The organism is Sphingomonas sp. 8AM, from assembly GCF_902506455.1.
Lineage (GTDB): Bacteria > Pseudomonadota > Alphaproteobacteria > Sphingomonadales > Sphingomonadaceae > Sphingomonas.
This window is the reverse complement of sequence record NZ_LR733844.1, coordinates 2,831,130-2,852,728: the sequence shown is the minus strand read 5'-3', so window position 1 is coordinate 2,852,728 and position 21,599 is coordinate 2,831,130. Positions and strand designations below refer to the sequence as shown.

The 21,599-nt window shown below is 67.2% G+C and carries 21 protein-coding genes; 10 read left to right on the top strand and 11 right to left on the bottom strand.

Annotated elements, in window-relative coordinates; translation table 11 throughout:
* Window positions 1-59: 59 nt before the first annotated feature.
* The 7 genes from BACI71_RS13465 to BACI71_RS13435 form a co-directional block, all read right to left on the bottom strand.
* Window positions 60-845 carry an SDR family NAD(P)-dependent oxidoreductase gene (locus BACI71_RS13465; protein ID WP_159759422.1) on the bottom strand — a complete coding sequence of 262 codons (786 nt, stop codon included), beginning with the start codon at window positions 843-845 and terminating at the stop codon, window positions 60-62.
* A gap of 122 nt (window positions 846-967) precedes the next feature.
* On the bottom strand, window positions 968-2,143 hold the full coding sequence (locus tag BACI71_RS13460; protein ID WP_159759420.1) for a zinc-dependent alcohol dehydrogenase: 1,176 nt from the start codon (window positions 2,141-2,143) through the stop codon (window positions 968-970).
* Complete coding sequence (locus BACI71_RS13455) at window positions 2,140-2,667, bottom strand: SRPBCC family protein (RefSeq protein WP_159759418.1); 528 nt, start codon at window positions 2,665-2,667, stop codon at window positions 2,140-2,142. Before BACI71_RS13455 ends, BACI71_RS13460 begins: the two co-directional genes overlap by 4 nt.
* A 290-nt stretch (window positions 2,668-2,957) precedes the next feature.
* Entirely contained in the window at window positions 2,958-3,791 is an 834-nt protein-coding gene (locus tag BACI71_RS13450) for an IS5 family transposase (RefSeq protein WP_268894078.1), read from the bottom strand.
* A 460-nt stretch (window positions 3,792-4,251) separates the two neighbouring features.
* A complete protein-coding gene (locus BACI71_RS13445) occupies window positions 4,252-5,250 on the bottom strand; it encodes an SDR family oxidoreductase (RefSeq protein WP_159759416.1) in 999 nt (332 codons plus the stop codon).
* A gap of 75 nt (window positions 5,251-5,325) precedes the next feature.
* Window positions 5,326-7,491, bottom strand: coding sequence for a TonB-dependent siderophore receptor (locus BACI71_RS13440; protein WP_159759414.1), 2,166 nt, complete (start codon window positions 7,489-7,491; stop codon window positions 5,326-5,328).
* A gap of 609 nt (window positions 7,492-8,100) precedes the next feature.
* The gene (locus BACI71_RS13435; protein ID WP_159759412.1) at window positions 8,101-8,637 is read right to left on the bottom strand and encodes a hypothetical protein; all 537 of its coding nucleotides are present in this window, start codon (window positions 8,635-8,637) and stop codon (window positions 8,101-8,103) included.
* Window positions 8,638-8,747: 110 nt separating this feature from the next.
* On the opposite strand from BACI71_RS13435, the gene BACI71_RS13430 reads away from it, so the two are divergent.
* Complete coding sequence (locus tag BACI71_RS13430) at window positions 8,748-9,116, top strand: PRC-barrel domain-containing protein (RefSeq protein WP_159759410.1); 369 nt, start codon at window positions 8,748-8,750, stop codon at window positions 9,114-9,116.
* Window positions 9,117-9,127: 11 nt separating this feature from the next.
* Window positions 9,128-9,259 carry a hypothetical protein gene (locus tag BACI71_RS18085; protein WP_268894066.1) on the top strand — a complete coding sequence of 44 codons (132 nt, stop codon included), beginning with the start codon at window positions 9,128-9,130 and terminating at the stop codon, window positions 9,257-9,259.
* Between the two features lie 91 nt (window positions 9,260-9,350).
* Here BACI71_RS18085 and BACI71_RS18080 read toward each other — a convergent pair whose 3' ends face one another.
* Together BACI71_RS18080 and uvrB are read right to left on the bottom strand one after the other, a co-directional pair.
* On the bottom strand, window positions 9,351-10,097 hold the full coding sequence (locus BACI71_RS18080) for an energy transducer TonB (protein ID WP_159759408.1): 747 nt from the start codon (window positions 10,095-10,097) through the stop codon (window positions 9,351-9,353).
* A 227-nt stretch (window positions 10,098-10,324) separates the two neighbouring features.
* Entirely contained in the window at window positions 10,325-12,508 is a 2,184-nt protein-coding gene (gene uvrB / locus BACI71_RS13420; protein ID WP_159759406.1) for an excinuclease ABC subunit UvrB, read from the bottom strand.
* A 98-nt stretch (window positions 12,509-12,606) separates the two neighbouring features.
* Between uvrB and BACI71_RS13415 the strand changes: the two genes are divergently transcribed.
* From BACI71_RS13415 to BACI71_RS13380, 8 genes are all read left to right on the top strand, one after another.
* Window positions 12,607-13,038: a hypothetical protein gene (locus BACI71_RS13415; RefSeq protein ID WP_159759404.1), complete on the top strand. Its 432-nt coding sequence runs from the start codon at window positions 12,607-12,609 to the stop codon at window positions 13,036-13,038.
* Between the two features lie 104 nt (window positions 13,039-13,142).
* Window positions 13,143-13,973, top strand: coding sequence for a ferredoxin--NADP reductase (locus tag BACI71_RS13410; protein WP_159759402.1), 831 nt, complete (start codon window positions 13,143-13,145; stop codon window positions 13,971-13,973).
* 146 nt (window positions 13,974-14,119) lie between these two features.
* Window positions 14,120-14,344, top strand: coding sequence for a DUF1272 domain-containing protein (locus tag BACI71_RS13405; protein WP_159759400.1), 225 nt, complete (start codon window positions 14,120-14,122; stop codon window positions 14,342-14,344).
* Complete coding sequence (thiD, locus tag BACI71_RS13400; protein WP_159759398.1) at window positions 14,341-15,168, top strand: bifunctional hydroxymethylpyrimidine kinase/phosphomethylpyrimidine kinase; 828 nt, start codon at window positions 14,341-14,343, stop codon at window positions 15,166-15,168. The genes BACI71_RS13405 and thiD overlap by 4 nt, the downstream gene beginning before the upstream one ends.
* Window positions 15,156-15,764, top strand: coding sequence for a ribonuclease HII (locus tag BACI71_RS13395; protein WP_028965549.1), 609 nt, complete (start codon window positions 15,156-15,158; stop codon window positions 15,762-15,764). Before thiD ends, BACI71_RS13395 begins: the two co-directional genes overlap by 13 nt.
* A gap of 183 nt (window positions 15,765-15,947) precedes the next feature.
* Entirely contained in the window at window positions 15,948-17,081 is a 1,134-nt protein-coding gene (locus BACI71_RS13390; protein ID WP_159759396.1) for a site-specific DNA-methyltransferase, read from the top strand.
* Window positions 17,082-17,365: 284 nt separating this feature from the next.
* Window positions 17,366-18,418: a dihydropteroate synthase gene (folP, locus tag BACI71_RS13385; RefSeq protein WP_159759394.1), complete on the top strand. Its 1,053-nt coding sequence runs from the start codon at window positions 17,366-17,368 to the stop codon at window positions 18,416-18,418.
* Between the two features lie 51 nt (window positions 18,419-18,469).
* Window positions 18,470-19,357, top strand: coding sequence for a bestrophin family protein (locus BACI71_RS13380; protein WP_159759392.1), 888 nt, complete (start codon window positions 18,470-18,472; stop codon window positions 19,355-19,357).
* A gap of 41 nt (window positions 19,358-19,398) precedes the next feature.
* Here BACI71_RS13380 and BACI71_RS13375 read toward each other — a convergent pair whose 3' ends face one another.
* Both BACI71_RS13375 and BACI71_RS13370 read right to left on the bottom strand, forming a co-directional pair.
* On the bottom strand, window positions 19,399-20,154 hold the full coding sequence (locus BACI71_RS13375; RefSeq protein WP_159759390.1) for an SDR family NAD(P)-dependent oxidoreductase: 756 nt from the start codon (window positions 20,152-20,154) through the stop codon (window positions 19,399-19,401).
* A gap of 19 nt (window positions 20,155-20,173) precedes the next feature.
* Entirely contained in the window at window positions 20,174-21,583 is a 1,410-nt protein-coding gene (locus BACI71_RS13370) for a sigma-54-dependent transcriptional regulator (RefSeq protein ID WP_159759388.1), read from the bottom strand.
* Between the last annotated feature and the right edge of the window lie 16 nt (window positions 21,584-21,599).

Sequence of the window (21,599 nt, the reverse complement as noted above, 5' to 3'; positions counted from 1 at the left end):
ATCGAGCACGCAGCCAATTTGCCCGCGAACGCCGGCCCGGTCTGACGCCGGCATATCGGTTACTTCTTCGCGGTGCCCGGCTCGGCCATGTTGCGGTGCTGGTGCGCGGTGACCTCGGGCGGGAGGATGTGCGCGGCGGCAACCTGCAACTTGTTCTTCCAGCCCGAGACGATCGAATGCTTGCCCGCCATCAGCGCGTCCCAGCCGTCCTGCGCGACCTTGGCTGGGTCGGACTTGCTGTCAGACGTGCCGACGTCGGTGTCCATCATATCGGCGCGATCGAAGAACTCGGTGTCGACCGGACCGGGCATCAGCGTCGTCAGCGTGATCCCTTCATCATCCTTCAGCTCGTCGCGCAGCGCATCGGTGAAGGAATCCACGAACGCCTTGGTGCCGTTGTACACCGCCTGGAAGCTGCCCGGGATGAACCCGGCGATCGAGCCGGTGACCAGCACCTTGCCCTGATGCCGCTCGGTCATCTGGCGCAGCACCTTCTGGAGCAGGTAGAGCGTGCCGGTGATGTTGGTGTCGACCACGCGCCGCCAGTCCGCGACGTCCTGATCGAGGAAGCCGCGACCCAGCCCCTTGCCGGCGTTGGCGCAGAGCAGGTCGATCGGACGGCCCCCGGCGGCGGCGAGCAGTCGGTCGACGCCATCGATCGTCGACAGGTCCGCCTCGACCGACGTCACCTCGGTCCCGAACTGCTTGAAGTCGGCGGCGGCGGCGTCGATCAGCGGCTCGTCGGCGACGACGAGGATGTCATAACCGTCCTTCGCCGCCAGCGTGGCGAGTTCGAAGCCGATGCCGGTCGAGGCGCCGGTGATGATCGCGAATTTGTTAGGCATCATGTCTCTCCAATTGCGCTCCGTCATTCCCGCGCAGGCGGGGATCCAGAACCTCTGACGTTTCGGCTCTCACGAAGACCTGCGCGTCTGGATCCCCGCCTGCGCGGGGATGACGATGGTGTTTACATCCCTGGCTTCAGCACGATCTTCGTCACGTCATTCTGCTGATCGTGGAACATCTTGTACCCTTCCGGCCCCTTCTCGAGCGGCATCCGGTGCGAGATCAGGAAGGTGGTGTCGATCTTCTCTTCAAGAATCGCGGTCAGCAACGCGGGAAGGTAGCGCTGGACGTGGGTCTGCCCGGTCTTGAGCTGCAAACCCTTTTCCATGAACGCGCCGAGCGGCCATTTGTCGACGAAGCCGCCGTAGACCGCCGGCATCGACACGCGGCCGCCCTTGCGGCACGCGATGATCGCCTGACGATTGGCGTGTGCGCGGTCGGTACCGGTGAAGGTCGAGACCTTGATCTGGTCGAGGACGTTGTCGACGAAGAAGCCGTGCGCTTCCAGCCCGACGCTGTCGATCACCGCATCCGGGCCGATCCCGCCGGTCATCACCATCAGCGCTTCGTAGACTGCGCTTTCCTCGAAGTTGATCGTTTCCGCGCCGAACTGCGCGGCCAGCTTCAGCCGATTGGGGAAATGATCGATCGCGATCACGCGCTCGGCCCCCATCAGGAACGCCGACTGGATCGCGAACAGCCCGACCGGGCCGCAGCCCCACACCGCAACCGTGTCGCCGGGTTCGATGTCGGCATTCTCCGCCGCCATCCAGCCGGTCGGCAGAATGTCGGAGAGGAACAGCACTTTGTCGTCCTCAACACCATCGGGGATCACGATCGGGCCGACATCGCTGAACGGCACGCGGACGTACTCGGCCTGTCCGCCGGCATAGCCACCCGTCATGTGGCTATAGCCGAACAGCCCGGCCATCGGCTGGCCGTACAGTTCCTGCGCAATGTCCTGATTGTCGGCGGGCAGGCCGTTGTCGCAGGCGGAGAATTGCTGCTTGGTGCAATGGTAGCAGCTACCGCACGAAATCGTGAACGGCACGACGACGCGCTGGCCCTTCTTGAGCGTCGACTTCGCACCGACCTCGACCACCTCGCCCATGAATTCGTGGCCGAGGATGTCGCCCGACTGCATCGTCGGAATGTAGCCGTCATAGAGGTGGAGGTCCGACCCGCAGATCGCGGTCGAGGTCACCTTGATAATACAGTCGCGCGGGTTGACGATGCCGGGATCGTCGACGGTATCGACGCGGACATCGTGCTTGCCGTGCCAGGCGATCGCTTTCACAGCCCCATCTCCTCGAATTGCTTGGCGTTCATCGCGGGGGTAGCGATCTCGCCGGTTTCCAGCAGTTGCTTGAAACGGCGCAGGTCGCGGCGCGCCTGAATCGCGGGTTCGCGCTGGAACATCTTGGCGATCACCTTGCCGATCACCCCGGCGGGCGGGTCATAGTCGATCGTCGCGACGACCACCGTGCCGCGCGCGCCAGCATCGCGGAACTCGACCTGGCCACGATTGGGGATTTCGGCACCGGGCTCGCTTTCCCACGCGAGCAGCTTGCCGGGAACTTCCTCGGTGATCCGCGCGTCCCATTCGACGGTGCTGCCGCCGGGTGCTTTCACGACCCAGTGCGAGTGGCGTTCGTCGTACACGTCAATGCGTACGACATTTTCCATAAACGCGGGCCACGCGGCGAAGTCGCGGAAGCGCGAATAGACCTCGTCGAGGGGCTGGTTGATCGTGACGGCGCGGGCGGCAAGCGCGGTCGGCTTGCCGTGTTTGGCGGCGGCGAGCGGGGCGTCATCGGCCATGGCGGCTCCTTTCCTGTTGCGCCGTCAATGGCCGGTCGGGGAACGGCGTTCCGTGGAAAAGCTGCGTTCTGATCTGGGTCAGTGAGGTTGATTCGCTCGAGCCGACCGTACAACCAGCGCCGTCATCCCCGCGCATGATCCCCGCGCATGCGAGACTTCTGCGAAAGGCGTTGAGGCTGGTGTGATAGAAGAGATGAGCCAGTCCTGCCGCTGTCGGCAGGTGGTGGGGCAGCTTTTGCGGCGTTGACAGCGGTCGGTGTCGCCGGACCTTGATGGGTGGGCGAGGACGATCAGCCGGCGGCCCGTCGCAGGTTATAGGCGATGATGGTCAGGTCGAAGTGCAGGCAACAGCGTGGCAGGCCGCGGTAGCGCATGCGGACAAAGCCGTAAGGTCCACGCTTCAACTCGCTGAAGGTGCGCTCGACGGCGGTCCGCACGCGACCAATGAGCGTGTTGCGGACGGTCTGCCAGCGAGGCAGCACGGGTTGGCCGCGCACGCGGCGGTGCTGGATGCGGTCCTTGATGCCTCGTGCCTTGAGTGCCTCGCGCCGAGCCTGCTTCTCATAGGCCTTGTCAGCGTAGAAGCTTCTCTCGTCGCCCATCAAGAGGTCGTCGGCGACCTCGCTTTCATAGACCTTGGCCGGCGTCACCGCGCGGCTGCGGATGATGCCCGATCCCTGGTCCACGCCGACATGCACCTTGTAGCCGAAGAAAAGCGTCCTGCCGCGCCCCGCGCGCGTCCAGTTGGCGTCGGGGTCATGCGGCGAACGGCTTTCCTGGCCTTTGGGGCTGGAGCCGTCCGCCGGCCGGCGCACGGCAGCCTCCACCAGCGATGCGTCGACCAGCGTGCCCGCCTTGACCATGAAGCCCGCCGCATCGAGCTGGCGCGATACCTCGGCGAACAGGGCATCACCCAGCCCTGCCGCCACCAGCGCCAGCCGGAACCGGCACAAGGTCGTCTCATCCGGCGTCGGCTCCTCCAGCGCCAGTCCGCAGAACCGCCGGAACGACACGCGGTCGGATAGCGCTTCCTCCAGTCCGGGATCGGAACCCGTACCATTGCTGGAGCAGAAGCGCGCGCAACATGGCCAGCGCCCGGTACGGAGGCCGACCGGTCGTGCCAGGCCGCACCCGCCGCACCAACGCCTCCAGCGGCGCCCAGTCGATCAGCGACGCAATACGCTCCAGCCGCGCGTTGCGACCAAAACCCGCCGGCAAAAACGCTTCCGCAAACCCGTGCTGATCCATAACCCGACCGCTCCTTACCGGCGCCATCGAATCACATCCATTCACACCTGTCAGCTACTTTCGCAGAGGTCTCGCGCATGCGGGGCTTCTGCGAAAGCGCAGGACCATGCCCCTTGCACGCCGTACCCCGGCGAAGGCCGGGGTCCAGTTGGCAAGGTGTTTCAGCTGGTTACAAACCTCCCCCACCTGGGCCCCGGCCTTCGCCGGGGTACAAGAAGGGGAGTTTTGCAGGGGTTTCGCGAAGGCGGGGATCCAGAACCTCTGACGTCGCGGCTCTATCGGCGGACTTGCGGGTCTGGATTCCTGCCTTCGCGGGATTGACGAAAGTGGCGGCCGTCAGGGATTCCCCTTGCCGCCATGCGCGCCCACGGCGGTGCCGGTCGAGAAGCTGGTGCCGTCCTCCGCGAGCGCGACGTAGAGCGGGGCCAGTTCGGCAGGCTGGCCGGCGCGGCCCAGCGGCGTGTCCTGCCCGAATTCGCCCATCTTGCCCGGCAACTGCCCGCCCGCGACCTGCAACGGTGTCCAGATCGGGCCGGGCGCAACCATGTTGACGCGGATGCCCTTCTTGGCCAGCTGCTTGGCCAGCCCCTTGGTGAAGATCAGGATCGCGCCCTTGGTGCTGGCATAGTCGAGCAATTCCTCACCGGGATCATAGCTGTTGACCGAGCCGGTGTTGATGATGACCGCGCCTGGCGGCATCGACGGGATCGCCGCCTTGCAGATGCGGAACATCGCGAAGATATTGGTCTCGAAGGTGCGGACCATCTGTTCGTCGCTGATCTCGGAGATGTCGGCCTTGCTCTGCTGATAGGCGGCGTTGTTGACGAGCAGGTCGAGCCCACCGAGCTGGCGTACTGCATCGGCGACCAGCTTCGTGCAGGCCTTCTCGGTGCGGATGTCGGCGGGGAGCAGTACCGCCTTGCGCCCGGCCTGTTCGATCAGCGCCTTGACCTCGCGCGCGTCGGGCTCCTCGCTCGGATAGTAATTGATCGCGACGTCTGCGCCCTCGCGCGCGAAGGCGATCGCGGCAGCGCGGCCGATCCCGCTGTCGCCGCCGGTCACCAGCGCCTTGCGTCCGGTCAGCCGGCCCGAGCCGCGGTAGCTGGTCTCGCCACTGTCGGGGCGCGGCGTCATCTTGCCCTGCAGCGCTGGCCAGGGCTGATGCTGCTCGGGAAAGGGCTGGCTGGTGTATTTGCTGCGCGGATCGCGCAGCGGCACCGGAGCGGCGGGAGCCGCCCCCGCCTGTGCCGCTGCGCTGGCCGCGCCGCCGAAGGTCAGTCCGGCCGCGGCTGCGCCGCCCAATATCGTACGGCGCGTGGTGCCCTGATCGTCCATGTCACAAATCTCCCGGTATCCCGGCGCGAACGGGTGGGGACGATCAGAGGTTCACCGCGATCGCGTTGATCGCGATCAGAAGCGATAGGCGATCGTCCCCTGTACGACGCGGCGATTGCCGTACCAGCACCACGCATAATTGGCGAAGCACGAGGTGATGTAAGTCTTGTCGAACAGGTTGGAGGCATTGACCGAGGCGGTCAGCCCCTTGAGCGACGGGCTCAGCCGCTCGAGATCGAACCGTGCCCACGCGTCATAGACGGTGTAGGACGGGCTGTTGAGCGGCGCGGCGGCGGCGGGGTTCTCGGGCGGCGTGTAGACGCCGGCATAGACCTCGTCGACATGCCGCACCGCGCCGCCCAGCGCGAGCCCGTGGAACGAGCCGCGCTCGGGGGCCCAGTCGAGGATTAGCGACGCACCGCCGCGCCCGACCGTCTCCAGCCCGCGCCCGACCCGCGACGGGTCCTGCGGGTCGCTGGTCACGCGGACGCGCTGCCGGCTGTACGCGGCACGCGCGGTGAAGCCGAGGCCGAGCGGTGCGCTGCCCTCGAACTCGACACCGGTCGAGCGGACCTCACCGGTCTGACGCGAGATCGAGAAGTCGGGGGTCGAGGTGACGACGTTGGTCTGGTCGATGCGGAACCACGCGCCCGACAGCAGGATCGGCGTGCCGGGCACGCTGAACTTCGCGCCCGCCTCGATCTGCTTGCCGAACGACGGGTCGGCGATCCCGAGCGAGCCGTCACCGCGCCGCACCGTCGCCGATTGCGGCTCGAACGAGGTCGAATAGCTGACATAGGGCGCAAGGCCGAAGGGCAGGGTGTAGAGCGCCGCGGCGCGCCACGTGAACTTGTCGTCCTTCTTCGGGGTGCCGCCGTCCTGCTGCCCCCATGCCCAGTCCTGCCGGCCGCCGACCGTGACGCGCAGCGCGCCCAGCTCGATCTGGTCCTGTGCGTAGATGCCCTGCTGACGCAGCCGTGCGTCGATGGTGTCTACGCCGAAGCCGTTCGGCACCTGCGCCGGAGTGCGTGGCACTATCATCGTGCCATAGATCGGATCATAGACGTCGAGCGGGGTAGCGCCGCCGAACTGATAGGTCTCGGTCGAATGCGCGACCTGCCGGTCGACGCCGAACAACAGCCGGTGCGTGACCGGGCCGGTGCGCACGACGCCGGCGAGCTGGTTGTCGTAGGTCCAGTTGTTCAGCTCCTCATCGGTCGCATAGCTGGCGCGGTTGTAGACGCGCGTGCTGCCGGCCACCGGCGCGCCGCTGACATAGACCAGCCCGAGCTGCGCGGTGACGTTCTGGTAACGGCCCGACGAGCGGAAGCGCCACCCACCGCCGAAATCGTGCGTGAAGATGTACGTGCCCGCCGCTTGCTCGCGCTGGTAGCGGTTGCCCGCCTCGCCCCCGTCGAAGCGCGTCGATAGCTTGCCGTTGGGATTGTCGACCAGCGTGCCGAGCGCCGGGAAGACGCCATACGCGCCGTTATGCGGATCGTGCGAATAGGTGCCGAGCAGGGTGAAGGTGGTGCGCGACCCGTTGCCGATCGTCACCGCGCCCGACACGGTCTGCCGTTCGCGCTTGGCAAAGCGCTGCTGCGTGTCGCTGCCGTTCGCGCTGCCATAGACGCGCCACAGCACATCGCTGCCCGCCGCACCGCCGAGATCGGCGTCGACGCGGTAGAGGTTATACTCGCCGTACGTGCCCGCAACCGAGCCGTAGCGGGGCAGGTCGACCGGCAGCTTGCTCGACTGCGCGATCAGGCCGCCGGGGCTCGACTGGCCGTAGAGCGTGGACGCCGGACCTTTGAGAATTTCAAAGCGCGCCAGTCGCGAGACGTCGACCTGCGGGATCGCATAGCCGGTGGTGCTGCCGAACTGCTTCAGCCCGTCAAGGAACACCGGCGCGTCGAAGCCGCGCAGCTTGAACTGGTCGTAGACCTCGGCACTCGATCCGCGCGTCTCGGGAGTCACGCCCGCGACGAAGCGCAGCGCTTGATTCAGATTCTGGAGCCCGAGCGCCTCGATCTGGTCGCCGGTGACGACGGTGATCGACTGTGCGGTTTCGGCGAGCGGCAGTGCCGACTTCGTCCCGGCGCTGGCGAGGTCGGGTGCCTGCCGGCCGGTGACGATCACGTCGTCGGGCGTGGCCGCCTCGCTACGCTGCTGCGCGATGGCCGATGTGGCGGCGAGCAGGGCGGCGAGGGTGAGGAAGCTGCTGGTATGACGGACGGACATGAGGACCCCTTTTGATGGAGGAGCCTCTATCGCCAGTGCGAGTGAGTATCAATAACCTTTGTGGTATGATGATCGTTGTCGGCGCTCCTGCGAAGGCAAGAGCCTGTATCGTTTGGCGTGAGGACGGCATCTGCGACCGACTGAACCGTGTCAGATGGTCTGCCACACACTGGAGACATAGGCCCGCTGTCTGCGCAGGGGCGACGGTGCGTGGGCCTAGCGCCTGCGATCCAGCCTCCGCCAGATATGAGAAGAGGTTGCCGAACGTCCGTAAACGGACGCCCGACAACCCCTTGACATGGTCAGCGGCCGGAGAGCTCCAGCCCGGGAGACCATGTTGGCCTCCAGGCACCACCTGTCCCGCTACGTTGAAGAGAGGATGGATCCTCCCGCGGCGGGCCGGCGATGCCTAGAAGCGCATCTCCCGAACGAACTGAACCGACCCCATTGCTGAACCATGAGACATCGGATCACCTCCTTTCGCTGGTTGATAACAGTTGCGACCGCGTCAGCCGCATCCACAATGTGAGGGGGAAGGCGTTACGATACAAGCCTTGTAATACGTCGCGTTCTGGGCAAACATCTACGACTTCGCGCCCGGACACCGGATCAGCCGCGGCAATCCTCGATCACGCGACCCACCTCCGCCCACGGCGGCAGCACCAGCGGCGTCGAGCCCGGTTGTTCGACGGTGAACCGCCCGCGCGTGAACGCCATCGCATCGAGCAGCCGGTCGTCGGGTGCGAAGCGCGCCACAATCTGCGGCACCGCTCCCGCGGCGAGCTGCGTCGCAACGCTCCGTGTCCTCGCGCTGGTGCGGATCGTGAACGGCGTCGCGTCGCTGCCTGGCCGCGAGAGCAGCAGTGCGCGCGCGGCGCGGTCGCAGCGCAGCTCGACCGCGGGCGTCTGCCCGATCACGCCATAGCTGGCACGGGTACCGGCGGCGTCGCGGACGTAGCGCCACGCACCCTGCGTCCATGGCCAGTCCTGCCAGTCGGCGGCCGGTGCCGGGGCAGGGAGCAGCGCCGGCGCGGGCGCCGCGGACGGTGGTGGCGCGACCGGTGCGGGTGGCACGGCGCGCGGGACGCAGGCGGCACTTGCCAGCACGAGCAGTGCGAGCGGAAGCGAGGAGAGAAAGCGGGTCACCCGCGACGCTATGACGGATCACCGCGGCCGGCTCAACCGCCGCGCCCGGAACCGCCGCGCCCGGATGACGGTTCACCGCGCGAGACCGCTTAACATAGGAGAATTCCCTCATGGCCGAAGACGCGCCGACCCAGATCCTGGTGCAGTCCACTCTCAGCGATACGATGAAGGTCGACACGCGCGACGGCGACCACCTCGGGACCGTGCAGGCATTCATGGTCCACAAGTCGACCGGGCGCGCGACGCATGCAGTGCTCAGCCTCGGCGGTTTCCTCGGCATGGGCAAAAGCTATTATCCTTTGCCATTCTCGCTCTTGCAGTTCGATCCGGTGCGCGACCGGTACGTCGTAACGATCGACCGCCGCCTGCTTGAGGGCGGCCCGAGCTGGGCGAACAACGCGCCGATCTTCGATCAGGCTTATGCCGATCGCGTCGCCAGTTACTATCAGGTGCAGGGCGAGAATCTGAACGTCGCATAAGGAGCTTAGCGATGAGCGAGCGCAAGGAAAACGATGTGCAGGAAGCAGTCGAGGAACTGCTGACCGACCCGGATGCGCCTGAGAAGGGCGACAGCACGCCGCCACAGACGACCGATGCGGAGCCTGCCGAAGATCGTCGGTAGTCGTTTGTCGCCCCGGCCCTGAGCCGGGGCACTCCCGTGGCGGTAGTGACAGAAGAAGCGCGGCTCCGAATGAAGTCCGGGACGACCGCCCTCACGGGCCCGCCGTCGGCTCGGGCACGATAATCCATTCGTGGTTCTCGACGATCCACGCCGGCACCGCGCGGCCCTCTGCGTTGCGCGACGGGTCGTAGCGGAAGCGGCGCTGGATCAGTCGGCAGGTGGTCGCGTCGAGCGTCGCATTGCCGCTGCTCTTCGTCACCTGACAGTCGCGCACCCGGCCGTCGCTCCAGACGAGGAACTTCACGGCTACGGTGCCCTGAAATCCCGCGTCGCCAATGTCGCGCGGATAGTCGGCGTCGTTCAGGCGGCCGCGCTTCCAGACCGGCGGCGTCTCGTCGCCCGGTCCACCATCGCCTTCACCCCAGCCGCCGCTACCGGTCCCGTCGCCGACCCCACCCGCGCCGGTGCCCGGGCCGACCTTGCTGGTCGCACCCTGCGTCGCCGCGTCGCCCGCAAACGGCTTCAGCGCGACGGTGATCGGCGGCGGGGGTAGCGGCACCACGACGATCGGCGTCGGCGCGGCGACCTGCGTAGCATGCGAGCGGATGTTAGGTGGCGCTGCACGGCCCGAGAGGCGTGAGGTATGCGTCCGCTTGGACACGACCCGAACGGGCGGTGGCGGCGGGGGCGCGACGCGGAACACCGCTAGCCCGTCCTCGACACGCTGCGCGAGCGGCGCGCCGGCGAGCCCGGCGAACAACACCCAGCCGAGCGCCGCGCTTACCGCGGCGGCGGCGATGGCCGGACCGATCCGTTCGCGGGAAGGCTGCGCGTACATGGTGCGGGATATAGGGACGGGTGGCTGAACCGGGAGTGATGGGCGTCGGTGTTTCACCGTCACCCCTATCCTCACCCATCACCCCGGCAGAGGCCGAAATTCAGCTACGTGAGGCGGCCGCATTGCAGCGGGACGTCCGTTGCGCTTCCTCCTCGAATATCCCGCAACTGGACCCCGGCCTCGGCCGGGGTGACAGCACGAACGGCGAGTGATGGTAGCAGGAGGCGCTATCGTTTCCCGAACTTCCGCTGCGTCTTCCCGAAGCGCGTCTTGCGCGTGCCCGGCTTGCCTTCGTTGCTGCGCCCCATCATCGGCAGCTTCTGCTGCTCGACCGGCAGCCCCAGCTCCTCCTGCTCCAGCGCGCGGATTTCGTCGCGCAGCCGCCCGGCTTCCTCGAACTCGAGATCGGACGCCGCCTTGCGCATCTTTTTCTCCAGCTCCTCGATGTACGCGCGCAGATTGTGGCCGACCATGTGTGGCCGGTCCTCGTCGATCTCGACCGTCACCTGGTCCTTCGACGCGACATGCGCAATGATGTCGCCGATGCTGCGGCGGATCGTCGTCGGGGTGATGCCGTGCTCCAGATTGTACGCCTCCTGCTTCTCGCGGCGGCGCGCGGTCTCGTTCATCGCGCGCTCCATGCTGCCGGTTATCCGGTCGGCATAGAGGATGACGCGCCCGTCGACGTTGCGCGCCGCGCGCCCGATCGTCTGGATCAGCGAGGTCTCAGAGCGCAGGAAGCCTTCCTTGTCGGCATCGAGAATCGCGACCAGCCCGCATTCGGGAATATCGAGCCCCTCGCGCAGCAGGTTGATGCCGATCAGCACGTCGTACACGCCCAGTCGCAGGTCGCGGATCAGTTCGATCCGCTCCAGCGTCTCGACGTCGGAATGCATGTAGCGGACCTTGATCCCCGCCTCGTGCATATACTCGGTCAGATCCTCTGCCATCCGCTTGGTCAGCGTGGTGACGAGCGTGCGATAACCGAGCGCGGTGGTCTTGCCGCATTCGACGATCAGGTCCTGCACTTGCTCCTCGACCGGCTTGATCTCGATCGGGGGATCGATCAGCCCGGTCGGGCGGATCACCTGTTCGGCGAAGACGCCGCCGGCCTGCTCCATCTCCCACGTGCCGGGCGTCGCCGAGACGCAGACGGTCTGCGGACGCATCGCATCCCATTCGTTGAAGCGCAGCGGGCGGTTGTCGATTGCTGAAGGCAGCCGAAAACCATATTCGGCCAGCGTGATCTTGCGACGGTGATCGCCGCGCGACATGCCGTTGATCTGGCCGATCGTCTGGTGACTCTCGTCGACGAACAGCAACGCGTTCTCGGGAAGGTATTCGAACAGCGTCGGCGGCGGCTCGCCGGGCAGGCGGCCGGTCAGGAAGCGGCTGTAATTCTCGATGCCGTTGCAGCTGCCGGTCGCGGCGATCATCTCGAGATCGAAGTTGGTGCGCTGTTCCAGCCGCTGGCGCTCCAGCAACTTGCCCTCGATCTCCAGTTCCTTGAGCCGTTCCGACAGCTCATGTTTGATCGCCTCGGTCGCCTGCTTCATCGTCGGGCCGGGCGTGACATAGTGCGAATTGGCGTAGATGCGGATCGAGTTGAGGCTCGCCGACTTCTTGCCCGTCAGCGGATCGAATTCGACGATGTCCTCGATCTCGTCGCCGAAGAACGACACGCGCCACGCGCTGTCCTCATAGTGCGACGGGAAGATTTCGAGATTATCGCCCTTAACGCGGAAGTTGCCGCGCTGAAACGCGGCGTCGTTGCGTTTGTACTGCAGCGCGACCAGCTTGCGGACGATCTCGCGCTGATCGACGCTCTGGCCTTTTTTCAGGTCGAAGATCATCGCCGAATAGGTCTCGACCGAGCCGATGCCGTACAGGCACGATACGGAGGCGACGATGATCACGTCGTCACGTTCGAGCAGCGACCGCGTCGCGGAGTGGCGCATCCGGTCGATCGACTCGTTGATGCTCGACTCTTTCTCGATGTAGGTGTCGGAGCGCGGGACATACGCCTCGGGCTGATAGTAATCGTAGTAGCTGACGAAATATTCGACCGCATTCTCCGGGAAGAATGACTTGAACTCGCCGTAGAGCTGCGCCGCAAGGATCTTGTTTGGCGCCAGGATCAGCGCCGGGCGCTGCATTTCCTCGATCACCTTGGCCATCGTGAAGGTCTTTCCCGAGCCGGTGACGCCGAGCAGCACCTGATCCTTCTCGCCCGCGCGCGCGGTGTCGACCAGTTCGCGGATCGCGGTCGGCTGGTCACCCGACGGCGCGTACTCGCTGACCAGTTTGAACGTCTTGCCGCCTTCGACCTTCTGCGGACGGGCGGGGCGGTGCGGGACGAACCCCGCGTCGGTCTCGGGCTCGGCAAGGTTGGTTCGGATCTGGATCGCCATGCGCGGTAATATGGGCGCGGTCGAGGCACGGCGAAAGGGTGCGTTGACGATGTGTTCCAGGTCAGCTATTGCGAGGCAATCGCAAATCGAGATGTTCCATGTACCGCTTCCTCGACCGACTGCCGCCCAACCTCGACGAGCATTTCCATTTCCTGACCGGGGCGATGCGGCAATGGACGGTTGCGGCGCGTGCCGGACGTTGCCCATGCGCGGCGCTCGCGCCGGGGTTCGGCTGGCGCGGGGTGATGGCGGCGCTGCCGGACTTCACGAAGCTGATGGCGCTGCTCGACGCACAGGCGTTGCGGTGGCTGCGGTTCGGAATGCCGGGGGCGGAGCATGTCACGGAGGCCGAGGCGACGATGCTGGCGATGTTCGCCGCCGCGCTGGACGGTGACGGCACGGCGGTGCGCCGGATCGCCGCCACGCTGGTCGGCGACGGTGACGCACTGCGGATCGCTGAAGATCTCGCGAGCGCGGCCGAATGGGTAGCGCTGCGCTTCGTTCAGGCGCCGCTTGTCCAGCGAGACTGACCCGACGCTTGCCCGTACCCAAGCCCAGCTATGGTTGACCCTTCCTGCGCCGCACCATAATGCGCGCCATTCGCAAGACATCCTCATATCAGACCGGATCGCCGATGACCGACCTGCGTGCGCCAGTGCTTATCCCTGAATCGACCGCCTTCAACAGCGTGGCGGTCAAATGGGTGCGCCACTGGAACGAGCATCTGTTCAGCTTCGCGGTCGAGCGCCCGGCGTCGTTCCGCTTCCGCTCCGGCGAGTTCGTGATGATCGGTCTGCCGGGTGAGGGCGGGACCGACGACAAGCCCGCCAAGCCGGTGATGCGCGCCTATTCGATTGCCAGCCCGGCGTGGGCGGAAGAGCTGGAATTCCTGTCGATCAAGGTGCCCGGCGGCCCGCTGACCGAGCGGTTGCAGGCGGTGGAGCCGGGCGATCAGGTCTATCTCGGCAAGAAGCCGACCGGCACGCTGGTGCTCGACGCGTTGCTTGGCGGCAAGCGGCTGTTCCTGCTGTCGACGGGCACCGGGCTCGCGCCGTTCCTCAGCGTCGCGCGCGACCCGGACGTGTACGAGCGCTTCGACCAGGTCGTGGTCGTTCACGGCGTGCGCCGCGTCAACGATCTGGCGTTCTACGACGAACTCAGCGCGCGGCTGGCCGACGATCCGCTGGTGGCGGACGAGGCGGCGACGCGCTTCCATTACGTGCCCGCGGTCACGCGCGAGGATTTCCACACCACCGGCCGCATCCCGGCGCTGATCGAGAGCGGTCGGCTGTTCGAGGGGCTGGACGGCGAGCCGCGCTTCGATCCCGAGAACGACCGGGTGATGCTGTGCGGCTCGACCGCGATGATCCGCGAGATCGCCTCGATGCTCGAACATCTCGGGCTCACCGAGGGCTCGAACGCGAACCCGGGGCAGTTCGTGATCGAGCGAGCGTTCGTGGACTGATTTCTCCGCCGTCATTGCGAGCGTAGCGAAGCAATCCAGAGCGTCCGGGGGTGGTCCTGGATTGCTTCGCTACGCTCGCAACGACGATGGGGGAGTTCGTGGGCCAACGGGGTGACGGCCACCAGCAGGCACGCTAAACGCCTGCCATGCTCGACATGCGACCCGATTGCGAACGCTGCGGCGTGAACCTCCCGGCCGACGAAGGCGGCGCGTTCATCTGCTCGATGGAATGCACCTTCTGCGCCGAATGCGCCGACGCGCTGGATGAGACCTGTCCGAATTGCGGCGGCGAATTGCTCGACCGCCCGGCGCGCGTCGGCAAGACGCTGAAGAAATATCCCGCCGCGACCGAGCGGCATTTCCGCGCATGACGATCGCGCGCGTCCTGATCGTCGCCGGTTCCGATTCGGGCGGCGGTGCGGGGATACAGGCCGATCTGAAGACCGTGACGATGCTCGGTGGCCATGCGATGACCGCGATCACGGCAGTCACCGCGCAGAACACGCTGGGCGTCGAGGCGGTCGTGGCGCTGTCACCCGAAATGGTGCGGCGGCAGATGATGTGCGTGGTCGAGGATATCGGCGTCGATGCCGTCAAGATCGGGATGCTCGGCGGCGCGGCGATCGCTTCCGCCGTCGCCGACGAACTGGCGAGCGGACTGTACGACGCGCCGATCGTCCTCGACCCGGTGATGGTCGCGACCAGCGGTGCGCAACTCGCCGATCCGGCCACGATCGCCGGCTTCGCGCGGCTCGCGCGGATGAGCACGCTCGTCACGCCCAACCTTCCCGAACTGGCGGCGCTGGTCGAACGTGAGCAGCTCGATGCTTCCGACGTCGAGCGCGCCGCGCGCGACTATGCCGCGACGATCGGCGCGCCGGTGCTGGTCAAGGGCGGTCATGCCACGGGCGAGACAGTGATCGACCGGTTGATCGGCGCCGAGGGCGTGATTGCCGAATGGGCCAACCCGCGCATCGACACGCGCCACAGCCACGGCACCGGCTGCACGCTCGCCAGCGCGATCACGACCGGGCTGGCAGCAGGGCTGACGCTCGAGCCCGCGATCGAACGAGCGATCCGCTACGTCCGCGCTGCGCTGTTCGCCGCGCCGGGGCTGGGGGCGGGGCACGGGCCGATGGGCCATGCGCTCGGCGAAGCGTCGTTCGACGTGTGGGAGCGCGAATGCCGGGCCTGAAGCACGAGCGCGCCTGTCTGCCCCCGGTCGCGGGGGTCGACGAGGCGGGCCGCGGACCGCTTGCCGGGCCGGTGGTCGCCTGCGCGCTGGTATTGCCCGCCAAGGGCGTGCCGCGCGGGATCGACGATTCGAAGAAGCTCTCCGCTGCCGAGCGCGCCCGGCTCTATGCGCGGCTCACCGATTGCGCCGCGCTGGGCGTCGGGATCGTCGAGCCCGGCGAGATCGACACACTCAACATCTATTGGGCGACGATGAAGGCGATGACGCTCGCGGTCGACCGGCTGGCGGAGGTGCTGGGCTGCGCGCCCGGCCATGTGCTGGTCGACGGCAACCGCTTGCCGCGCTGGGGCTATGCCGCGACCGCGATCGTCTCGGGTGATGCGCACAGCCGTTCGATCGCCGCCGCCTCGATCGTCGCCAAGCACACCCGCGACCAGATCATGATTGCCGCCGCCGAATCACATCCGCACTACGGCTGGCACGCCAACAAGGGCTATGGCAGCGCACAACACCTCGCCGCGTTGCGCGAGCACGGGCCTTCGCCGCTCCACCGCCGCAGCTTCGCACCGGTCGCGCAGTGCATTTTGCCGTTTTGAGTCGTTTCGGCCACACCACCACCGATTGAGTCTGCTGAGTCGGTGATGACTCAACATATAGAAACGGACTCGTCTTGTTCCGCATTGACAGCGAGTGGAACACGGACTCGCTTCGCCGCACGACTCTTGACGGACTCGCGCTTTCCCGCCCTTTGGGGCGCGAAGACGGGGAGCAAAAATTCGATGGGGGTCATGGAAAAGGTCGTGCGCGCGCGTCGCACCACCGTGGTGGAGACGCCGGCGGTGCTGCCGCTCGACTCGATCCTTCGCGGCGATTGCATCGCGCAGATGAAGGCCCTTCCGGCCAAGTCGGTCGACATGATCTTCGCCGATCCGCCGTACAATCTCCAGCTCGGCGGCGAGCTGTTCCGCCCCGACGGCAGCCATGTCGATGCGGTCACGGACGACTGGGACAAGTTCGACACCTTCGCGCACTATGACGCCTTTACCCGCGCATGGCTGGCGGAGGCGCACCGCATCCTCAAGGATGACGGCACGATCTGGGTGATCGGCAGCTATCACAACATCTTCCGCGTCGGCGCCGCGGTGCAGGATCTCGGCTACTGGATCCTCAACGACATCGTGTGGCGGAAGGCCAATCCGATGCCGAACTTCCGCGGCACGCGCTTCACGAACGCCCACGAGACGCTGATCTGGGCGTCGAAGGGCGAGAAGGCGAAATACACCTTCAACTACCGCAGCATGAAGACGCTGAACGACGAGCTTCAAATGCGCTCGGACTGGGAATTCCCGATCTGCGGCGGCGGCGAGCGCTTGAAGAAGGACGGGGTGAAAGTCCACCCGACCCAGAAGCCCGAGGCGCTGCTGTACCGCATCCTGCTCGCCTGCACGAAGCCGGGTGACGTGGTGCTCGATCCATTCTTCGGCACCGGCACGACCGGCGCGGTCGCCAAGCGGCTCGGCCGCCGCTGGATGGGGATCGAGCGCGAGGGTGATTACATCGCCGCTGCCGAGGAGCGGATCGCCGCCGCGCTGCCGCTCGACGAATCGGCGCTCGCGACGATGCAGAGCCCCAAGTCGCAGCCGAAGGTCGCGTTCGGGGTGCTGGTCGAGAACGGCTATCTCGCACCGGGCACGATGCTGGTCGACACCAGGCGTCGCTGGCAGGCGATGGTGCGCGCCGACGGCTCGCTGTCGAGCCCGTGCGGCGCGAACGGCTCGATCCACAAGGTCGGCTCGACGGTGCAGGGCGCGCCGGCCTGCAACGGCTGGACCTTCTGGCATTACGAGGCCGAAGGCGCGCTCAAGCCGATCGACGCACTGCGGCAGACGTATCTGCTCGCGACGCAGCCGTAACCACGGTCGCCCCTGCGAAGGAAGGAGCCTATGTCTGTATAATCGATCGTGTTGGGTGGACACACGGCCGACACTCATGTGCGACCGCCGCTCGACGACGTATCAGCCATGGGCCCCTGCCTGCGCAGGGGCGATAATCCAGGACTTAAGCCCCTCCCTTTCAAGGGAGGGGTTGGGGTGGGTCGAGGCTTGGTGATACGGCTCCCGCGCGCGATCGATCACCGTACCGCGAGCACGCACCCACCCCCGACCCCTCCCTTGAAAGGGAGGGGGGAGTAAGCACGATGCACCTCCGCCCGACCCATTTCACCGACGCGCCATTCGCTTACCCCGACGGCCATGTCGCGCGGCTGGCGGGTGGGCTGCAGTGGTTCGCGGCCTACGAAGTCATCGAGCCGAACGCTCGCCGCATCGTCCCCGTCGCGGACATCGCGCACCTCGGTGAGCGCGCCGCAACGCTCCACGCGCGCATCACCGCGCCGCGCGCGCCGTGGGTGTTCGGCGAGCGCATCTTGCGCTTCGACCAGCCGCAGGTCGCCGCGATCCTCAACGTCACCCCCGACAGCTTCTCCGACGGCGGCGCGCATGTCGACGATCCGGCCGGCGCGGCGTCGGCCGGGATGGCGATGGCGGCGGCGGGCGCGGCGGTGATCGACGTCGGCGGCGAATCGACCCGCCCCGGCGCCACGCTGGTGTGGGAAGAGGACGAGGCGCGCCGCGTCGCGCCCGTGGTCGAGCGGCTTGCGCGCGCCGGGGCGCTGGTGTCGGTCGACACCCGCAAGGCGGCGGTGATCGAGGCGGCGCTGGCGGCCGGTGCGGCGATCGTCAACGACGTATCGGCACTGCTGTGGGACGAACGCGCGCTGGAGATCGTCGCGCGCGGCGGGGGGCCGGTGATCCTGATGCACTCGCCCGACCCCAAAGCCGGCGGCCACGGTCGCCCGACCTATCGCAACGTTGTGACCGAGGTCTTCGACTGGCTGGAGGCGCGCGTCGATGCGGTAGTCGCGGCCGGGGTGGACCGCGCGCGGATCATGGTTGATCCCGGGATTGGCTTCGGCAAGTCGCTCGCCGACAATCTCGCGCTGGTGAACGGCCTCGCGCTGTTTCACGGGCTCGGCTGTCCGATCATGCTCGGCGCCAGCCGCAAGCGGTTGATCGGCGCGCTCGACAACGAAGCGCCGGTCGCGGCGCGGCTCGGCGGGTCGGTCGCGCTGGCGCTCGCGGGTGCGCAGGCGGGAGTGCAGTTGCTGCGGGTGCATGACGTCGCCGAATCGGTGCAGGCTTTGCGCGTCTGGCGGGGATTGCGCGATCAGGCGCTCTCGGCAACCTCGTGACGGCAATGAAATGACACTGGCACGGATCGCTATGATGTGCGTTAGCCGGGCATGATCGTTACCGCCGTACCCCGTCTCACCCAGATCGTTCGCGAGGTCTGGAAGCCGCTCGTGATCCTCTTCGTCTGGGACGTGATCGTCACGATCACTTATTACGTCCTGCCGTTCCACGCACCCGAATTGCCGCTGACGCTGTTCGGCTCAGCGCTGGCGCTGTTCCTCGGCTTTCGTAGCAATTCCGCCTATCAACGCTGGTGGGAAGGGCGCTCGCTGTGGGGCCTGATGATCAACGCCAGCCGCAACCTGGCACGTGCGGCACGCAACTTCCTGCCCGATCCCGAAGCGCGGGACATGAAGCGCACGATTGTGCTGCGTCAGATCGCCTATGTGAACGCGCTGCGTTGCCAGTTGCGCAAGCAGAAGGTCGACGACGAGGTGCTGCGCTTCCTGTCGCGCGGCGAGGCGGACTTCGCACTGTCACGTACCAACACCGCCAACGGCATCGTCGACGGCACCGGCCGCCGCATCAACGAGGCGCGCGAGAAGGGCTGGATCGACACCATCCAGCAGACGTCGATGGAAGGCGTGCTGATCGACATCGCCAACGCGCAGGGCGGGATGGAGCGGCTGAAGAACACGCCGCTGCCCAACCAGTATCGCTTCTTCCCGACGATCTTCACCCACCTGTTCTGCATCCTGCTCCCGATCGGGCTGGTCGAGACGCTGGGTTTCGCGACGCCACTCGGCTCGACGGTGGCGGGGCTGATGTTCCTCGCGGTGCTGGCGATCGGCGACGATCTGGTCGATCCGTTCGCGAATACCGTCCACGATCTGCCGCTCAACGCGATGTGCCGCACGATCGAGATCGATCTGCTGCAGGCGATCGGCGACGAAGCGCCCGAGCCGATGGTGGCGGACAAGACCGGGGTATTGTGGTGATCTCCTGGTCGTGTCCCTGGGCTTGATCCTGGGCGGCGACATCAGAGCATGTACCCGCCGTCACTCACCAGCACCGTGCCGGTCATCAACGCCGCGGCGTCCGACAGCAAAAATCCGATCTGCGCCGCGACCTCCTCCGGCTTGGCGTAGCGCCCCAGCGGCGTCGCCAGCGACGCCAGTTCCGCGAACGCCGCGTCGCGCCCAACGACGGCGGCGCGGTCAGCGAACATCGGCACAGCTTCCCACACCGGCGTCTCCACCCCGGCCGGCGCGATCGCGTTGACACGCAGTCGCTGGGCTGCGCCTTCCTTTGCCGCAACCTTGACGAGCTGGATCAGCCCTGCCTTCGATGCGCCATAAGCGGCGACGCCCGGCTCGGCCTTGATTCCCGCCGCCGAGGCGACCGCGACGATCGCGCCCGCACGCCCGTCTATCGCGCGCATCGCGGCGCGCAGCGTCAGGAACGCGCCGTCGAGGTTGACCGAAAGGATGCGCCGCCACTCGGCGAACGACAGCGCGGGGATCGCACCGGCCCCGGCGATGCCGGCATTGATCACCGCGCCGTCGATCCCGGTCAGCACCGCGGCCGCCTCGTCCCACATGGCTTCGTCGGCGACATCGCCGGGCAGCAGGTCGAGCGTGCAGCCGAGGTCGACGCGCGCCAGCGCCGCGGCATTGCGGTCGGCGAGCACGAGCCGCGCGGCACCGCCGGCCGCGAGATGCTGCGCGCAGGCCAGGCCGATCCCGGAGGCGGCACCCGTGACGAGATAGGCGCGATCGGCATACGGCAAGGTCATGCGCGCGACCGTGCCGCGGTCAGGCGGCGGTGTCGATCCCCAGCTCGTTGAGCTTGCGGTACAGCGTCGATCGGCCGATCCCCAGCCGCCGCGCGACCTCGGTCATGCGGCCGCGATAATGCGCAATTGCCAGCCGGATGATGTCCGATTCGATCTCCTCGAGCGGGCGCATGTGGCCGTCGGCACCGAACAGTGCGACGCCCGGCATCTCGCCGCGGACACGCGGGGCCGGGCGGCTGCCCAGCGCCGCGATCTGCGGGAAGTCGGCGCGGGTCAGCGTGTCGCCCTCGCACAGCACCGCGGCGCGGAAGAGCGCGTTCTGCAACTGCCGGACGTTGCCCGGCCAGTCGTAAAGCATCAGCAAGGTAAGGGCGTCGTCGGTGATGTTCAGGTGTCGCAGCCCCGGCTGCCGTGCGATCCGCTCGAGCAGATGGCGGGCGAGCGCGGGAATGTCGCTGGCGCGCTCGCGCAGCGGCGGGATCGGCACCGTGACCGCGTTGAGCCGGAAGAACAGGTCCTCGCGGAACCGCCCCGCCGCCACCTCGTCGGCCAGCCGCTTGTTGGTGGCGGCGATCACGCGCACGTCGACCGCCTGCGCATGCCGTGCGCCCAGCGGCAGCACCTCGCCGCTCTGGAGCACGCGCATCAGCAGCGCCTGCGCCTCGAGCGGGAGGCAATCGACCTCGTCGAGGAACAACGTGCCGCCGTGCGCCGCGACGAAGCGGCCCTGCCGCCGCTCGAACGCCCCCGCAAACGCACCGGGTTCGTGCCCGAACAATTCGCTGGCGATCGCATTGGCGGAGATCGCGCTGCAATTCACCGTGACGCGTTCCAGCGCGTTGCGCGGCGAGGCGGCGTGGATCGCCTCGGCGACCACTTCCTTGCCGACGCCGCTTTCGCCCTCGATCAACACCGCGACGCGCGCGCGCGCGGCCTTGGCGGCGATCGACAGCGCGGCGCGGAATTCGGGCGCGGTGCCGACGATCTCGTCGAAGCCGAGCATCGCCGGGATCTTCTCGGTCAGCGGGCGCAGCTCGCCACCGGCGGTCGCACCCACCGCCGCTTCCAGCGCATGGAGCAACCGCTCGGGGGCAAGCGGCTTGCTGAGATAATCGGTGGCGCCTGCCCGCATCGCCTCAACCGCGCTGGCGACCGAGGCATGCGCGGTCAGCAGCAGGATCGGCAGTTGCGGGCGATACGCGCGCAGTTCGGCGATCACGGGCGCGGGCTCGACGTCCGCCTCGGCGTGGTGGAGCAGGATCGCGTCCAGCTGCATCCCGTCCTCGGTCGCCAGCGTCGCCAAGGCGCTCGCCGCATCCTCGGCCATGATCGTCCGCCAGCCGCCGCGTGCGGCGATCGTCGTCACGACGCGCCGCTGCGCGGCTTCGGCGTCGATCAGCATCAGCAGACGTTGTCCGTTGCGCGTCATATTGTGGCCGGGCCCC

What these genes read in the sequence shown, in the direction of transcription:
- BACI71_RS18085 (WP_268894066.1), top strand. Translation starts at nt 9,128, where the DNA reads ATGAGCGAGCGCAAGGAAAACGATGTGCAGGAAGCAGTCGAGGAACTG.
- BACI71_RS13395 (WP_028965549.1), top strand. Translation starts at nt 15,156, where the DNA reads ATGCCGGGCCTGAAGCACGAGCGCGCCTGTCTGCCCCCGGTCGCGGGG.
- BACI71_RS13430 (WP_159759410.1), top strand. Translation starts at nt 8,748, where the DNA reads ATGGCCGAAGACGCGCCGACCCAGATCCTGGTGCAGTCCACTCTCAGC.
- BACI71_RS13370 (WP_159759388.1), bottom strand. Translation starts at nt 21,583, where the DNA reads ATGACGCGCAACGGACAACGTCTGCTGATGCTGATCGACGCCGAAGCC.
- folP (WP_159759394.1), top strand. Translation starts at nt 17,366, where the DNA reads ATGCACCTCCGCCCGACCCATTTCACCGACGCGCCATTCGCTTACCCC.
- BACI71_RS18080 (WP_159759408.1), bottom strand. Translation starts at nt 10,097, where the DNA reads ATGTACGCGCAGCCTTCCCGCGAACGGATCGGTCCGGCCATCGCCGCC.
- BACI71_RS13405 (WP_159759400.1), top strand. Translation starts at nt 14,120, where the DNA reads ATGCTCGACATGCGACCCGATTGCGAACGCTGCGGCGTGAACCTCCCG.
- BACI71_RS13375 (WP_159759390.1), bottom strand. Translation starts at nt 20,154, where the DNA reads ATGACCTTGCCGTATGCCGATCGCGCCTATCTCGTCACGGGTGCCGCC.
- BACI71_RS13415 (WP_159759404.1), top strand. Translation starts at nt 12,607, where the DNA reads ATGTACCGCTTCCTCGACCGACTGCCGCCCAACCTCGACGAGCATTTC.
- BACI71_RS13440 (WP_159759414.1), bottom strand. Translation starts at nt 7,491, where the DNA reads ATGTCCGTCCGTCATACCAGCAGCTTCCTCACCCTCGCCGCCCTGCTC.
- thiD (WP_159759398.1), top strand. Translation starts at nt 14,341, where the DNA reads ATGACGATCGCGCGCGTCCTGATCGTCGCCGGTTCCGATTCGGGCGGC.
- BACI71_RS13410 (WP_159759402.1), top strand. Translation starts at nt 13,143, where the DNA reads ATGACCGACCTGCGTGCGCCAGTGCTTATCCCTGAATCGACCGCCTTC.
- BACI71_RS13380 (WP_159759392.1), top strand. Translation starts at nt 18,470, where the DNA reads ATGATCGTTACCGCCGTACCCCGTCTCACCCAGATCGTTCGCGAGGTC.
- BACI71_RS13455 (WP_159759418.1), bottom strand. Translation starts at nt 2,667, where the DNA reads ATGGCCGATGACGCCCCGCTCGCCGCCGCCAAACACGGCAAGCCGACC.
- BACI71_RS13390 (WP_159759396.1), top strand. Translation starts at nt 15,948, where the DNA reads ATGGGGGTCATGGAAAAGGTCGTGCGCGCGCGTCGCACCACCGTGGTG.
- BACI71_RS13445 (WP_159759416.1), bottom strand. Translation starts at nt 5,250, where the DNA reads ATGGACGATCAGGGCACCACGCGCCGTACGATATTGGGCGGCGCAGCC.
- uvrB (WP_159759406.1), bottom strand. Translation starts at nt 12,508, where the DNA reads ATGGCGATCCAGATCCGAACCAACCTTGCCGAGCCCGAGACCGACGCG.
- BACI71_RS13465 (WP_159759422.1), bottom strand. Translation starts at nt 845, where the DNA reads ATGCCTAACAAATTCGCGATCATCACCGGCGCCTCGACCGGCATCGGC.